The sequence below is a fragment of the Azospirillum sp. A29 genome, assembly GCF_042604625.1.
GTDB lineage: Bacteria > Pseudomonadota > Alphaproteobacteria > Azospirillales > Azospirillaceae > Azospirillum > Azospirillum palustre.
Window position 1 is genome coordinate 36,958 of record NZ_CP170460.1, and the last position, 13,838, is coordinate 50,795.

Annotated in this window: 13 protein-coding genes; 11 read left to right on the top strand and 2 right to left on the bottom strand. The window is 65.3% G+C overall.

Annotated features, from left to right (window positions below):
• The first annotated feature begins 24 nt into the window (after positions 1-24).
• Genes tssA through ABNQ38_RS00170 form a run of 4 tightly spaced genes read left to right on the top strand, consistent with a single transcriptional unit; the run spans position 25 to position 3,303 of the window.
• The gene (gene tssA, locus ABNQ38_RS00155) at positions 25-1,143 is read left to right on the top strand and encodes a type VI secretion system protein TssA (protein WP_377805084.1); all 1,119 of its coding nucleotides are present in this window, start codon (positions 25-27) and stop codon (positions 1,141-1,143) included.
• Between the two features lie 7 nt (positions 1,144-1,150).
• Positions 1,151-1,744, top strand: a complete 594-nt coding sequence (locus tag ABNQ38_RS00160) for a type VI secretion system tube protein Hcp (RefSeq protein ID WP_109051061.1) — start codon at positions 1,151-1,153, stop codon at positions 1,742-1,744.
• The gene (locus tag ABNQ38_RS00165) at positions 1,741-2,325 is read left to right on the top strand and encodes a TIGR00645 family protein (protein ID WP_377805085.1); all 585 of its coding nucleotides are present in this window, start codon (positions 1,741-1,743) and stop codon (positions 2,323-2,325) included. Before ABNQ38_RS00160 ends, ABNQ38_RS00165 begins: the two co-directional genes overlap by 4 nt.
• Before the next feature lie 24 nt (positions 2,326-2,349).
• Positions 2,350-3,303, top strand: coding sequence for a hypothetical protein (locus ABNQ38_RS00170; RefSeq protein WP_377805086.1), 954 nt, complete (start codon positions 2,350-2,352; stop codon positions 3,301-3,303).
• An 82-nt stretch (positions 3,304-3,385) separates the two neighbouring features.
• On the opposite strand, the gene ABNQ38_RS00175 is transcribed toward ABNQ38_RS00170, so the two are convergent.
• Together ABNQ38_RS00175 and ABNQ38_RS00180 are read right to left on the bottom strand one after the other, a co-directional pair.
• Positions 3,386-4,495 carry a helix-turn-helix domain-containing protein gene (locus ABNQ38_RS00175; RefSeq protein ID WP_377806207.1) on the bottom strand — a complete coding sequence of 370 codons (1,110 nt, stop codon included), beginning with the start codon at positions 4,493-4,495 and terminating at the stop codon, positions 3,386-3,388.
• Positions 4,496-4,656: 161 nt separating this feature from the next.
• Positions 4,657-5,670, bottom strand: coding sequence for a response regulator (locus ABNQ38_RS00180; protein WP_377805087.1), 1,014 nt, complete (start codon positions 5,668-5,670; stop codon positions 4,657-4,659).
• Positions 5,671-6,106: 436 nt separating this feature from the next.
• On the opposite strand from ABNQ38_RS00180, the gene ABNQ38_RS00185 reads away from it, so the two are divergent.
• The 7 genes from ABNQ38_RS00185 (at position 6,107) to ABNQ38_RS00215 (ending at position 13,720) form a co-directional block, all read left to right on the top strand.
• Positions 6,107-6,883, top strand: coding sequence for a hypothetical protein (locus ABNQ38_RS00185; protein ID WP_377805088.1), 777 nt, complete (start codon positions 6,107-6,109; stop codon positions 6,881-6,883).
• Positions 6,883-8,883, top strand: coding sequence for an MFS transporter (locus ABNQ38_RS00190; RefSeq protein ID WP_377805089.1), 2,001 nt, complete (start codon positions 6,883-6,885; stop codon positions 8,881-8,883). The genes ABNQ38_RS00185 and ABNQ38_RS00190 overlap by 1 nt, the downstream gene beginning before the upstream one ends.
• Positions 8,880-9,947, top strand: a complete 1,068-nt coding sequence (locus ABNQ38_RS00195) for an ABC transporter substrate-binding protein (protein WP_377805090.1) — start codon at positions 8,880-8,882, stop codon at positions 9,945-9,947. The genes ABNQ38_RS00190 and ABNQ38_RS00195 overlap by 4 nt, the downstream gene beginning before the upstream one ends.
• Before the next feature lies 1 nt (position 9,948).
• Positions 9,949-10,746 (top strand): hypothetical protein, encoded by a 798-nt coding sequence (locus ABNQ38_RS00200; protein ID WP_377805091.1) that lies wholly within the window; start codon positions 9,949-9,951, stop codon positions 10,744-10,746.
• Entirely contained in the window at positions 10,743-11,984 is a 1,242-nt protein-coding gene (locus ABNQ38_RS00205) for an ATP-grasp domain-containing protein (protein ID WP_377805092.1), read from the top strand. The genes ABNQ38_RS00200 and ABNQ38_RS00205 overlap by 4 nt, the downstream gene beginning before the upstream one ends.
• Positions 11,985-12,010: 26 nt before the next feature.
• The gene (locus tag ABNQ38_RS00210) at positions 12,011-12,817 is read left to right on the top strand and encodes a hypothetical protein (RefSeq protein ID WP_377805093.1); all 807 of its coding nucleotides are present in this window, start codon (positions 12,011-12,013) and stop codon (positions 12,815-12,817) included.
• Between the two features lie 198 nt (positions 12,818-13,015).
• Positions 13,016-13,720 (top strand): hypothetical protein, encoded by a 705-nt coding sequence (locus tag ABNQ38_RS00215; protein WP_377805094.1) that lies wholly within the window; start codon positions 13,016-13,018, stop codon positions 13,718-13,720.
• The last annotated feature ends 118 nt before the right edge of the window (positions 13,721-13,838 follow it).

A 13,838-nucleotide genomic window follows, 5' to 3' on the forward strand; every position in this document is an offset into this window, starting at 1 on the left:
AACGAACGGATCCCAGTCAACGCCATGACCGACACGCAGACCGCCGAACGCCCTCTCATCGACGTCGACCGGATTCTTATGCCGATCCCGGGAGATCTCCCGGCCGGCGAGGATATCCGCTACGAGCCCGAGTTCGACGCGCTGGTCGAGGCCCGGCGCATGGACGACGACACCGACAAGGGGATCTGGCAGACCGACGACGTCAAGCGGGCCGACTGGAAGGGCGTCGCGGCCGGCGCCACCGATCTGCTGGCGACCCGCTCGAAGGATCTCCAGATCGCCGTCTGGCTGGTCCAGGCGCTGGTGCAGCAGCATGGGCCGTCCGCCATCGCGCCGGGCCTGTCGATGCTCGCCGGCCTTGCCGAAACATTCTGGGACGGGCTCTACCCGCGCATCGACGAGGACGGCGACATGGAGGCGCGCTTCGCGCCCCTGTCGTGGCTGGATGAACGGCTGGCCCGCGATCTGCTGGCGATGCCCATCGCGCTGCCGGAACAGGGCGCCAAGTCGGGACTCCGGCTTCAGGACTGGCAGAATGCCCAGCGCCTGCGCAAGCTGGCAGGCCGCGATGCCCGCGCCTACAAGGCCGCCATCGCCGAAGGCGAGGTGCCGGTGGAGCGCATCGTCAAGGATGTCGAGAAGACGCCTTCGGAGTTCTACGTCGCCCAGCGTGAAAGCCTGAAAGCGGCAGAGGCGGCGGCGCTTGGGCTGGGCACGGTGCTGGACCGGCTCGCCGGCCGCAACGCTCCCGCCCTCTCCCGCATGAAGCGCACGGTCGAGGAGCTGTGCCGGTTCCAGGAGGATGTCTTGCGCAAACGCGGTGTCGCTCTCGAACCGGCGGCACCCGTGGCCGCGCCCGAAGACGCTGCGACCGGCGATGCCGCCGCAGCCCCCGATGTTGCGGCCCGTCCGTCCGGCGCCGGCTGGACCGGCGGGCCGCGCAATCGGGAGGAGGCCTACGGGATGCTCCGGCAGATCGCCGACTATCTGGAAAAGGAGGAGCCGCACAGCCCGACCTCCTATCTGGTGCGCCGCGCGGCCTCCTGGGGTCAGCTCTCGTTGCCGGAACTCTATGCAGACCTGCTCGGCGACCGCGGCGAGGTCGGGCGGATGTTCTCCGTGCTGCGCTTGAAGGACGAGTGACCCCGCGATGCGCATTCTTCTCAAATATCCGGGCATTGCCGGCGATTCGCTGCTCCAGGGCTACAGCAACCTGATCTTCTGCTCGAAGTTCGACATGAAGACCGGCTCCAACGACGCCGGATCCCTGGAATACGGCTCGGCGGTCGAGGACGACGACTACGACGTCTACGGCATCGCGGCGATGCACGACAATTACAGCAATGTGAAGCCGCAGGCGAAGCGGCGCACCGTCGGCATCGACAGCATCGACCTCAGCAAATCCATCGACATGGCTTCGCCGTTGCTGCTGAAGGCGGCGTTCGCCGACCCCGTGCCGGGCGCCGAAGCCACGATCTACTTCCTGCGGCCGATGGACACGCAGGTGTCGGCCAGCCAGTCGGACATCGACGGCGGCAAGATCAGCTTCGACAAGTTCATGACCATCGTGCTGACCGATGTCCACGTCACGTCCTACACGGTCTCCGCCAATGGCAGCGGCGACAACAGCGGCGACGAGACGATCTCGCTGTCCTTCACCAAGCTCAACATGACTTACGTCCATTACAAGAACGGCCAGCCGCAGAACGTTCCGGCTGAAATCAAGGTGGCAAAAAAAGAATGACCCACGCTCATATTACTCCGGCGGAACTCCCGACCGGCACCCCCATCCGGGCCCCCCGCGGACCGGCGAAGCAGGTCGAACATCTGCTCGAACAGGCGATGTTCCAGAGCCGCTGGCTGCTGGCGCCGCTTTACCTCGGGCTGGTCGGCGCGCTCGGCATGATCGGCTGGTGCTTCGCGGTCGAGTTCGTCCACGCATTCCCGAAGCTGGCCAGCGGCAACGAGTCCGAGGTCATCCTGGTCGTCCTGGCGCTGGTCGACCTGACCATGGTCGGCAACCTCGTGCTGATGGTGATCTTCAGCGGTTACGAGAACTTCGTGTCCAAGATCGACGTGGCCGGCCATTCCGACCGTCCGGAATGGATGGGGAAGCTCGATTTCAGCGCCCTGAAGGTGAAGCTGATCGCCTCCATCGTGGCGATCTCGTCGATCCAGGTGCTGAAGACCTTCATGCATGTCGGGACGGTGTCCGACCGCGACCTGATGTGGCTGGTGGCCATCCACTGCACCTTCGTGGTCTCGGGTCTGCTGCTCGCCTTCATGGATTACATGGTCAAGAAGAGCCACGCGCTCGACCACTAACCGAGCCGGAAAGGGGGGCTTGCGATGTTTAGGAACGTGCTGGCGCTCGCGCTTATGCTGTTCGCCGGTCTGTTCGCCATGGCGGCGGACGAAGCGCGTGCCGAGCCGCAGAAGGTGGTCGTGGGGACTTACATCAACCAGATCACCGGACTGAACCTGAAGGAAAAGCAGGTGACGGTGGATTTCTATGTCTGGTTCCGCTGGGATGCCGACGACTTCAATCCGCTCGACTCCTTCGAGGTGATGAACGGCACCATCAGCTCGAAGGAGCCGACACCGCTGCGCAAGATCAAGGACCAGAATTACATCTCGGCCCGCGTGCATGCCGTGCTCAACCAGGCGTGGGACATCAGCCGTTTCCCGCTGGACAAGCAGTCGATCCGCATCGAGATCGAGGACAACGACCGCACCGTCGAAAATCTGGTCTATGTCGCCGACACAGAGAACACCGAGGTCAATCCCGACATCGACGTTGCCGGCTACAACGTGAGCAAGACCACGGCCGGCATCATGGAGAAGACGTACCGGACCAACTACGGCGACATTTCCCTGCCGAAGGCGCACGAGTCGCGCTTCTCGCGCTTCGTGCAGGAAGTGCAGATCGACAGGCCGAACACAGTCTATTATTTCAAGACCTTCTCGACCATCTTCATTTCGTGCCTGGTCGCCTTCCTGGCCTTCCTGGTCAAGCCGGTCGATCTCGACCCCCGCTTCGGTCTCGGCATCGGTGCGCTGTTCGCTGTGGTGGCCAGCTACTTCATCGTCGCCGGCGAGCTTCCGCACAGCACGGGCTTCACCCTGTCCGACAAGATCAACATGGCGTCGATGGGGCTGATCTTCCTCAGCCTGCTGCAGAGTTCGGTGTCGCTGATGATCTACGAGCGGGACGCGGCGAAAGCCGTCAGGCTCGACCGCATCTCGGTCATCGTCTTCCCGATCGCCTACGTGCTTCTCTGCGCCTGGATCACGGTGGGCTAAGGCCCCCGCCGCTCAGGGTGGGCGGCGGACGGGGAGGCCGCAATGCGGCGGGCCTCCCTCCATCGACGTAAAGTCTCCAGCATCAACGCCGCCAGAACAGCAGTCCCTTGCGCTTCTTCGGCGGCTCGGGCTCGGGCTCCGGTTCCTTGGCTTCGGGCTCCTCGTCGAAGGAGAAAGCGTCGGCGCTGACCGTCGGGGTGTCGTCGGCCTCGGCTTCGTCCTCGAAGGCCTTGAACGGGTCCTCGTCTTCAGCCGTCTCGCTCCCGGCTGTCACGTCCTCCGCATCGTCCGCAGCCCCGGCCGTGCTTTGCTCCGTTTCGGACGTATCCTCGTCGGTGTCGAAGGCAGCGAACGGATCGTCGGAACCGAAGGGATCCTCTTCGCCAGGCTCCTTTTCCTTCTCTTCCTCGTCGTCGCTGCTGGAACCGAACGGATCCTCCGCAGCTGTTTCAGCATCGTCATCGTCGCCGAAGCTGAACGGGTCTTTTCCGCTTTCGTCGTCGCCGAAGCTGAAGGGATCGGAACTGCCCCCCTCCTCGTCGTCATCGCCGAAGCTGAACGGGTTTTCGTCCGACGCGGCCTCGTCGTCATCGGTGGCCGACGACCCGCCGGAAGCCCGCATTTCCTCTTTGAATTGGTCCAGTTCGGCGCGGAAGCGCTCCTCCGCCTCGGACCAGCGCGCACGCTCGGCCTCGAGCGCTTCCAGCAATTCCTCTTCGCGGGCACGCGCCTTGGCGCGCTCCTCGTCGAGGGCGCGGATCAGTTCGTCCTGGCGGTCGATCATCGTCTCGTGACGCTCGTCGAGCGTGGCGATGACCTCGCGGACATACTGCTCGAACGCCTGGAACTGAAGGGCGAGGACATCCCGGTCGTCGTCCGCGGCGGCAGCGGCCCGGGCGGCGGCAGCCTTGGCGGCCTTCCCCTTGGGGGCTGGTGCGGGCGTTTCCGCCGGGGTGGATGTCGATTTTGAAACAGAAGCGACCCGGGCCGCCTGCTGTGCCGGGCCATCGCCCAACCAGCGCGCCACCAGGATGTAGGAGACCTGCAACTCCTCGGATATCCGCCGATAGCTCCAGCCCTGCGCCCGCAGGCGCTCGGCCATCTTCTGGCGGTCCATCTCGTCGCGCGAAGTCGGGACTTGGTCGGGGAGCTTGCGGCCAAGGTCGCCGGCCTGATCGGCCGAGGACAGCACGATCAACTCCTTGAATTTCCGATCGCTCATTCAGCCCCCGCGGCCACGCGCTTCAAGATTGTCCGGCCTTCCCGAGTGTCGCGGGTTTGCATCGCGGTTGTCGATGCCCAAACAGTCCTCATTGGTGCGGTCTGCGGACCGCCAAAGGGTCCGTCAGGCCATCAATTGAACGGAGGCGGATTGATGGACTGGATGTGCTCGATGTAGCGGGACATGGCGGCGATCCCCTCTTCGGTCAGTTCGACGAAGACCCGCCGGCCGTCCTGATCGTCCGCCACCCGGCGGATCAGGCCGCAGCCCTTGAGGTTGGAGATGCGGCGCAAGGCGGTCGTCTGCGCAACGCCGGAGGCCATGCACAGCGAGGATACCGAAATCCGCTTGCCCAGCAGGTGGTTGGTCATCAGATCCAGCAGCATGGCCCAGCAGGGATCCTCGAACAGATCCTTCGGGAAGAACTTGTCGCGGGACGCCTGCCACTGCTGGAGCGCACGAAGCGCACGCAACCGCTCATGATCCGATTCGGGGCGGATCGGAACGGGCTTCTTCGCCTTGGTCATGGGGACGACGCTGAGCGCCGGTGCGGACGGCGCGACCGTTCCGGCGAAGGCGTGCTGGGCGGCCGGGTTTTGCCGTTCGCGCAGTGCCTTCACGGCGGCGATCATCGCCATTCCGTGCCGGTAAGCCTCGTCGAGCGCTGCGTCGTGGGGCGGGGCTTCGCGCGTGGTCTGGCTCACGGATAGCGCCCGCACTAGGGCACCGTGCAGCCGGCCGAAATCCTCTGGATCGTCCACGAAGTCCGCTACCTTCAAGTGCATCGCGCGCACCACGTCACCGACCTGCGCACCGGATGCCAGGATGATGAACTGGACGGAACGGCTGCCGATGGAGGACTGCATGCGCTCGACCAGCGCCAGCCCGTCGAAATGCGGCATCACCATCTGGACGACGACGACACCGATGGAGGAGTCGGCCTCCAGCGTGTCGAGCGCCTGGACGATGTCGCTGGTCACCTGGATGCGGTGGCCGTTGCGCAGGAAACTCTCACGCACGCGGTCGGCCGCGGGGAGGTTTTGCCCGACCACCAATATGGAAGGACCCGGCGCAACAAGCTCCGTGCTGGTCTCCACCGGTCGGATCGGCCACGTCAACGGTCGCTCGATTTCGATCCGCATCATCCTACCCTCTGGGTTGCGATGTAGCTATGCCCATAGTAGGTACCACAACGGGCAGCGGCATGAAAAGAAGCGATGTAGCACGGATGGGCATAAACTTCCGTGACCTCCCGAATTTGCGGAAACAATGCTGTGACACGACTCGCGCTTATTCGGATGGTTGATGCAATTACCCCGCAATTGTCATGTTACAGCTTAGAAATATTAGATTGTTCTTGAAGGAAGCGAAGCTATCGCTCAGATTGTAGTAATATCACTTAAGTCGTAAGCGCACGAAATGGATCCCTGCTCCGGCCAGTGCACGCCGGACGCGTCCACTCTGGACCCGTCTCGTCCTCTGGGTCGGTGAATTTGCGTTAAGGTCGGCTGAACCCGAGTTCCAGGCCCGGCAGCAAAGCCGAGCAGACAAATCTGCGATCAGCCAAGCGACCGACCGACAATGCGATTGACCCTGTCGACCAAGATCATGCTCCTGCTTCAGGTGGCGCTGTGCTTCGCGCTCGCCTCCACCGCGGTGCTCTCGTATCTCAAAATGGAGCGCATGGTGGAGGAGACAGTGGCTTCGCGCTTCCGGGTCGTTGCCCATGGGTTGTCGAGCGAGGTCGAAGGTGCGGTGAGCCTCGGCGTGGCGCTGAACGCGTTACGCAACCTCGACGAGATGATCCAGCGCGCCCTGGTGCGTGACCTCCAGATCACCGGACTGATGCTGTTCAACGACCGGGGCGAAGTGCTGGGCGCGGCAGGCGGCAGTGCGGTCCGTGGCACGCTGCCCGACACCTGGCTCGCGGCCTTCCACCGCGACGGCAAAACCGACCGGGGGGCGAAGATCGTCGACGGCGGCTCGCAGGTGCTGCTGCTCAGCATCGGTAACGCCTATGGCGGCGTGGCCGGCGGCGTCGCGCTGACTTATTCCCTCGACGCCTTGCGCGCGGGCATCCGCGGCACGATTCCGGAACTGGCGATCTCCGGCGCGATCAACCTCGCCACCTGCTACGTCATCAGCCTGATCGTCGTCTGGCTGGTGATGCGGCGCCTTCAGCGGTCCCTGCGGGAGGCGGCAGTCATCGTCGAGGCCGCGACCGACGGCGGGCGGCCTGTCGTTCCGCCGGAGATCGCGGCGTTCGCTCCGGGACTTGCCGGTTTCGTGGACCGCGTGTCCGCGCGACGCCGGCAGGGCAGGGACGAGCGCAAGGCGGCGCCGGTGGAGGTCGCGTGATGGAACTCACCTTCATCAAGCGGCTGAACTGGCTGCTCACCGGCCTCGTGTCGGTTCTCATGCTGGTCAGCCTCGTCGTCCAGACCTCTCATTTCAACACGCTCTTCCGTCCCCAGGCGGAGCCGGAACTGGCGCGCAAGGCGGAGGTCGTCGGCAGCTACATCGTCGCGCAGATCGACCGGGCCGTGTCGCTTGGCTTCGAGGTCGAGAAGCTCAACGGGGTCGACGAAATCCTCGCCGACGCCCTCGCGGTCAATCCGGATGTCAACTACATCGCGCTGATGGTCGGCGACCGGATCGCCGCGTTCGCCGGCGCCCCGGATGCGCGTGCCGGCGACGTGCTGGCGGCGCGCGACGCCGATGGCGCGGTGGCCGGGCGTTACATCGATGCCGCCTTGACCGTCGGCGGCGGTGTGCCGGCGCTCCTGCATGTCGGCGTCCCGGCCGGGTCGGTCGAGGCGGCGCTCAACGACATCGTCTTCGATCTCGGGTCGGTGCTGATCGTCGCCATCCTTCTGAACATCGAAATCCTGCTGCTGGTGGTCGGCAGTTCGGTGACGGCACCGCTTCAGCGGGTGGGCGACGTTCTCAAGGAGGGTGCAGAGGGCAGGCTGACCCTGCGGACCGGGCTGCGCGGGCGCGACGAGGTGGGTCATCTCGGCCGCGCCATAGACCGCGCGCTCGATGTCATGCGCGATGCGGATGGGGCCGCCCCGCGGCAGCAGGGGGCAAATGCGGCCGAGGCCCCCGCCGCTGGCGACCGTATCGTGACGATGCAGAGGATCAGCGAGCTGCGTTTCGCCATCTTCGTCTTCGCCCTGGCGGAGGAACTGACCCGCACCTTCCTGTCCGTCTATATCAAGGATCTCTTCGAGCCGGTGCCCGGCCTGAGCAAGGAGCTGGTGATCGGCGCACCCATCGCGCTGTTCATGCTGCTCTGGGCCGTCGCCCAGCCGATTGCCGGCAACGTGTCGGAGCGCCGGGGCCGCCGCACCGTTTTCCTTGCCGGCGCGGTGTTCTCCGCGCTCGGGCTGCTGGGCTCCGGCCTGGCGACGGATCTCATCCAGCTCATCGTCGCCCGCTGCCTGACCGCGGTCGGCTACGCCAGCGTCTTCATCGCCGCGCAGGGCTTCGTCATCGATGCCACCGACCCGCGCCGGCGCGCCGGCGCCATCGCGCTCTATGCCGGCGGCATCCTGACGGCCGGCGTCTGCGGTCCGGCCATCGGCGGTGTCGTCGCCGACCAGATCGGCTTCCGCATGACCTTCATCGTCTCGGCGACGCTGGCCCTGGCGGCGGCCTTGATGGCGTGGCACCTGCTGCCCAGGCATGTCGACAGCGGCAAGGCCAAGACCCGTGGGCTGAGGCTGCGCGACGTCGGCGTTTGCCTGACCAATCCGCGCTTCGTGGCGGTGACCCTGTTCAGCGCCGTACCGGCGAAGTTCGGCTTGACCGCCCTGCTGTTCTTCCTGCTGCCGCTGGCGCTGGACGACAGCGGCGTCAGCCAGTCGTGGATCGGCCGCGTGCTTCTTCTCTATTGGCTGATGATGATCGTGGCGTCGCCGCTGGTGGCGCACCTGTCCGACCGTTCGGGGCGGAGAACCCCGTTCCTGGCGGTCGGCGGCGTGATCGCCGCGGGTGCCGCCTATGTGCTGGCGAATTCCGGGACGCTGCCCATGACCATCACCGGCGTCGCCCTGCTCGGCTTCGCCCATGCGCTGGTCAACACCCCGCAGATGGCGCTTCTGGCGGAATCCTGCGTGCGTGAGCGCTCCACGCTCGGCGAGACCACGGTGATCGGCATGTTCCGGCTGATCGAGCGCATGGGGTCGGTGATCGCGCCGTTCCTGGCCGGCCTGTTCCTCGCCTATTACGGCTACCACGGCGCCATGAAGGGCATCGGCATCGTGCTGGCCGCCTGTGTCGCCGCCCAGCTTCTCCTGCTGGCCGCCACCGGCGGACGGCCCTCCGCTGACCTCCCCCAGAAGGACCCGGCATGACCTCCGTGACCCGACGCTCGCTGCTCCTCGGCTCCGCCGGCGCGCTCCTGGCATCCGGCCCGGCATCGGCCGCCATGACGGGTGCCCCGACGGGAGCCCCGACGCCCAATCCGGCCACGGCCGGGCGTGGCAACCGGCCGGCCAACATCATCGTGCTGACGCCGCGCAAGGATGTCGGCGACGTGCTCGGATTCCGTGATCTGCTCGAATCCATGGGCATGCAGGCGAAGATCGACGTGCGCGAGGTGCAGCAGGCGTCCGCGGTCGCCGGCATGCTGCCGGAGATCCGCGCCGCCCGCCCCGATCTCGTGCTCACCGTCTTCACGCCGCTGACGCTGGCGACCGTCGGCCGCTACGACGATCCCGATCCGTCGAAGTTTCTGACCGATGTGCCGGTGGTCTTCACCTCCGTCACCGACCCGGTCGCCTCGCGCATCGTCCGCTCGCTGGAGCAGCCGGGCCGGGCGGTGACCGGCACCCGCCACATCGCTCCGGTGGCGGTCCAGCTGAAGACGATGCTGGCCTACCGGCGCTGGAAGAAGATCGCGGCCGTCTACAACCCGGCCGAAGAGAACATGGTCGTCGCCGTCCGCGACCTGAAGGAGGAGGCGGCCCGCCAGGGCGTGGAGATCATCGACGGTGCGGTTCCCCGCGATGGAGCCGGCAGGCCGAATGCCGACGCCATTCCCGACCTCATCCGGGACGTGGCGCGGGCCGGGGCGGAACTGGTCTATATCGGCCCGGACACGCTGGTGGCGTCGAACAACAGCCAGGCGGTGGCCGACGCGGCTTTGGCCAACAATGTCGCCACCTTCTGTTCCACCGAACTGCCGATCCGCCGCTCCGGCTTGCTGATGGGGCTGGTGAGCCCGGCGGTCAACGTCGGCCGGTTCGCCGGGCTGAAGGCCTACGACATCCTGAGCGGAGCCAAGCCGGCCACCGCGATACCGGTGGAGACGCTGAACCGCTTCTCCCTGCTGCTGCGCATCAACACCGCCAAGCGCCTCGACCTTTATCCGCCGATGCGCCTGCTCAACATCGCCGAAATCGTCAAGGATGCCTGACATGCCGGTCGTGTCCTTTCCGTCCCAGCCCCTCCACCAAGGCATTCTGAGCCTGTGCAACGGACAGCCTTCCGGCATTCCCTACCGCGTGCGTTTCCTCGACGCCAACGATCTTCCGGCGCTGGAGGAGTTCCGCGCCTTCATCTTCGGCAGCCTTCCGGACATCGACGCCTATTTCCCGGAAACGCCGGAATTCTCCGGCCTGCATATGGCCGAGCGCGGCGTCACGCTCGGCCTGGAGACGCAGGGCGCGCCGGGCGGCGACCGCCTCATCGGCTGCGCCGTTCTCGGCCTGCCGCAACCGGGGATGCCGGCCTTCGCCGATGACCTGCCGGGCGGAGGCCCCGATGTGACGGCCACCGCCCACATGTCGAGCTGCATGGTGCACACCGACTTCCGGGGCAACGGGCTCCAGCGCCTTCTGGTGACCATGCGCACGCTGTACGCCCTGGGAGCCGGCCGTCCGCACCTGCTGAGCCGGGTGGCGCTGTCCAATCCGGTCAGCCTCTCCAACATGCTGGCGTCCGGCTTCACCGCCCGCCGCATCCTGGTGATGCACAGCGGCCGGCTGCGCTACCTGCTGCACCGCGACATGCAGGCGCCGCCGCCGGCCTTCGAGCCCGGAACCGACCGTGCCCTGCGCGTCGCAGACCATGCGGCGCAGAACGCCGCCTTCGAGGCGGGGCTGGTCGGGCGCACCGTCACCTTCTGCGGCGACGAGCCCTTCATGATCTACGCCCGCCCGGCTGCCGCCGCCCGCCGGGCGACCGCTCCTGCCGAACTGGAGGCCATCCCATGAAGACAGCGATCGTCGTCGATCCCTACTCGACCGGACATTTGCTCGCTCCGCGGCTGCGTGCGCGCGGTTACCGCGTCATCGCGGTGCAGAGCAGTCCCGATCTCGCGCCCTCGCTGCTTCTCAGCTACGTTCCCGGCGATTTCGACGAGCTGGTCCTGTTCGACGGCGACCTCCCGGCCCTGGCCGAGCGGATGCGCCCACATCAGCCGTCCTTCGTGCTGCCCGGCAACGAGTCCGCCGTGGAGCTGGCCGACGCGCTCGGCGCGGCGCTGGGCACGCCGGGCAACACGCCCAAGCTGACGGTGGCGCGTCGCAACAAGTACATGATGATCGAGCGTCTGAGCGCCGCCGGTCTGCTGACGGCCCGGCAGACCATGGTGGAGTCGGGTGCGGAGGCGGTGGAATGGGCGGCGGGCGCCGGTTGGCCGGTGGTCGCCAAGCCGCTCGACAGCGCCTCCACCGATCATGTCTATTTCTGCGACGGCGCTCCGGCGCTGCGCGAGGCCGTGGAGTCGATCCTCTCCAGCCGCAATTTCTGCGGCACGCCGAACCGGCGGGCGCTGGTGCAGACCTATCTCGACGGCACCGAATATGTGGTCAACACGGTGAGCCGCAATGGCCGCCACTATGTCTGCGACGTGCTGCAGTCGGCCAAGCGCACGCTGAACGGCTCGCCCTTCGTTTACGACTACTACCGCCTGCTGCCGCCGGACGACGAGCGGTCCGTCCAGCTCATGTCCTACATCCGGCGCACGCTCGACGCGCTGGAGATCACCGACGGCGCCGCCCATGCTGAAGTGCGGCTGACCTCCCGCGGACCGGCGCTGGTGGAGATTGCCGCCCGGGCCATGGGGCCGGCGGGCTCGACAACGGCGATAGGTCACGGCACCGGCCACGATCAGGTGGACCTGCTGGTCGAGGCCTTCGACAGCGGGGTCTGCCCCAGTGGTGCCGATGGGCATTACCGCTTCCTGGCCGACGCCATGGTGCTCTACCTGCCGGTGCTGGTCTCCGGCCGTGTGGAGGCGCTCCCCGACCTCGGCGTGCTGGACCGGTTCGAGAGCGTCCGCGGCTACGGCATCGTGCCGCGCATCGGTGCCCGGATCATCCCGACGCTCGACCTGACACAAGTGCTGGCGAAAGTTTATCTCTCCCATGTCGACCGGGCGGTGTTCGAACGCGATTGGGCGTCAATCCGTGAAATGGAAGAGAGTCTGCAACCGGTGGTAACCCCCTGAAGCAATCGACCCGCAAGGAGGAATAGATGGCGCACACTCCGTACGATCAGCAGTGGGACAAGGCCAAGAAGGAGTTCGAGGCTCTCACCGGCAAGCATAAGCCGAAGGAGAGCAAAGGCATTTTCAATGCCTTCGGCAGCCACACCGGCCTGTCCGGTTCGCTGAAGAAGTGCGAGAAGGCGCTCACCGCCTGCGACACCGCCAACTCGACCGACATCAAGGAAGGCAAGAAGGTCGTTGCCGCGTTCCTGGCCGCGTCGAAGGATTTTTCCAAGGCCAAGAAGGGCTATCTTGAAGTCCTTCAAAAGGAAATCTACGCCGAGTTCGACAAGCGCACGGAAAAGGATTTCAAGACGAACTACGAGAAGGCGTTGAAGTTCCTAGTCAAGGAGCTTGCGGCGCTGGAAGCCACCATCGAGTCCGCCGTGGCGATGTACACCCAGAAGTTCAACGAGGCGGAAAAGGATCTGTCCGTCGAGCAGAAGATGCTCAAGAACTGGGAAAAGAACATCAACGGCGCGCTGGCCCGTGCCGCGGCCGGCGTTGCCAAGGTCAAGGCCAAGCCGACGGCGGAAACCTACAACGAGCTGTTCCCGACGCTGGCCCGTGACATCACCATGCAGCTGGTGTTCGCGCGCAAGATCGAAGGCCTGCTGGCGGATCCCGACTTCTTCAAGAAGAAGCTGGATCCCTGGGCGAACCAGAGCAACGCCAACGAGCCGGTCAAGGTGCCGGCGGATGCCACGCCGAAGGTGATCCTCGACCATATGAAGGAGTTTTCGGCAGCCTGCAAAGGCGTCGTCCAGCTCGTCAACTCGCGCACGAACGCCTGATCTGCCATCGGTTTGTACCGGAGGGTAACTTCGCAGGTCGGAGCAGGGCGGGCATGGCGCCCGCCCGGTCCGACGGATGCAGGTCACCGGACGGAGAGGCCGGATTGGACGGAAGGGCGTCCTTCATGGAACGACAGCCGCGGTCCATTGAAGGGTGACAATTTAACGATCAATAATCGTAAAATACAAGAGTAAACGATGGCAAAAAAATATCTGGAGTCCTGGAAAAAGGCCAAAGCCAAATTCGAGGCCGACACCGGCAAGAAAAAGCCCGATCCGAAGAGCCGATTCGGGAAGATTTTCTCCAAAATCAGTTCCACGGGATTCGAAAAATCTTTGAAGGCGTACGATGCGGCGAAGACCGTCAAGGAGGCGGAGAAGTACGCACGCGCCTTCCAGTCTGCCGCCTCGGACTACATCCCGACGCTGGACGCCGCCGGCAAAGCGGCGCGGCAGGATGGGGACGACGTATACGCTGACGCCTGCGCCGCGATGGTCGCGTCGCTCAACAAGATCGCCGCCAACGTCTTCATGGATCTGGAACGGTTCGGAAGCTGGCCGGACAAGCTCGACAACTTCTTCAAATCGCCATACTGGTACAAGCTCCTGCTGAAGCAGGCAAAAAAGGAATATTCGACCGAGAATATGGAGCTTTTCGGGCTGATCCTGAACAAGAAGGTGAACTCGGAGGCCAACGCCCAGAAGGCCTATGAACTCTATATCCGGGTGGGTTCGGCCAAAGAAGTCAACATGTCCTCAACGACCCGAAAGCTCTGCGATAAATGCGCGCAGGGAGGGACATGGAAGGCGATGCCCTGGGACAAGGTGGAGATGGAAGTCGCTGTGAATCTGGCCGATACCGTCGCAAGGCTGGGCGCGGCAGTGGCCGACGGGACGGCGTAGCGCCGCCGGCAGCGGTCGCATCGGTCTCCCGCCATAGGATGTCCGCCGGATATTGGAGGTGCGGATTGCCGCACTGAGCGGCATACTCGTCGTTGGGTGTCACCTGTCCCGGAAGTAG

Bases quoted from the DNA above. Each gene is read 5' to 3' on its own strand.
- tssA (WP_377805084.1), top strand. From the start codon at position 25: ATGACCGACACGCAGACCGCCGAACGCCCTCTCATCGACGTCGACCGG.
- ABNQ38_RS00160 (WP_109051061.1), top strand. From the start codon at position 1,151: ATGCGCATTCTTCTCAAATATCCGGGCATTGCCGGCGATTCGCTGCTC.
- ABNQ38_RS00165 (WP_377805085.1), top strand. From the start codon at position 1,741: ATGACCCACGCTCATATTACTCCGGCGGAACTCCCGACCGGCACCCCC.
- ABNQ38_RS00170 (WP_377805086.1), top strand. From the start codon at position 2,350: ATGTTTAGGAACGTGCTGGCGCTCGCGCTTATGCTGTTCGCCGGTCTG.
- ABNQ38_RS00180 (WP_377805087.1), bottom strand. From the start codon at position 5,670: ATGATGCGGATCGAAATCGAGCGACCGTTGACGTGGCCGATCCGACCG.
- ABNQ38_RS00185 (WP_377805088.1), top strand. From the start codon at position 6,107: ATGCGATTGACCCTGTCGACCAAGATCATGCTCCTGCTTCAGGTGGCG.
- ABNQ38_RS00190 (WP_377805089.1), top strand. From the start codon at position 6,883: ATGGAACTCACCTTCATCAAGCGGCTGAACTGGCTGCTCACCGGCCTC.
- ABNQ38_RS00195 (WP_377805090.1), top strand. From the start codon at position 8,880: ATGACCTCCGTGACCCGACGCTCGCTGCTCCTCGGCTCCGCCGGCGCG.
- ABNQ38_RS00200 (WP_377805091.1), top strand. From the start codon at position 9,949: ATGCCGGTCGTGTCCTTTCCGTCCCAGCCCCTCCACCAAGGCATTCTG.
- ABNQ38_RS00205 (WP_377805092.1), top strand. From the start codon at position 10,743: ATGAAGACAGCGATCGTCGTCGATCCCTACTCGACCGGACATTTGCTC.
- ABNQ38_RS00210 (WP_377805093.1), top strand. From the start codon at position 12,011: ATGGCGCACACTCCGTACGATCAGCAGTGGGACAAGGCCAAGAAGGAG.
- ABNQ38_RS00215 (WP_377805094.1), top strand. From the start codon at position 13,016: ATGGCAAAAAAATATCTGGAGTCCTGGAAAAAGGCCAAAGCCAAATTC.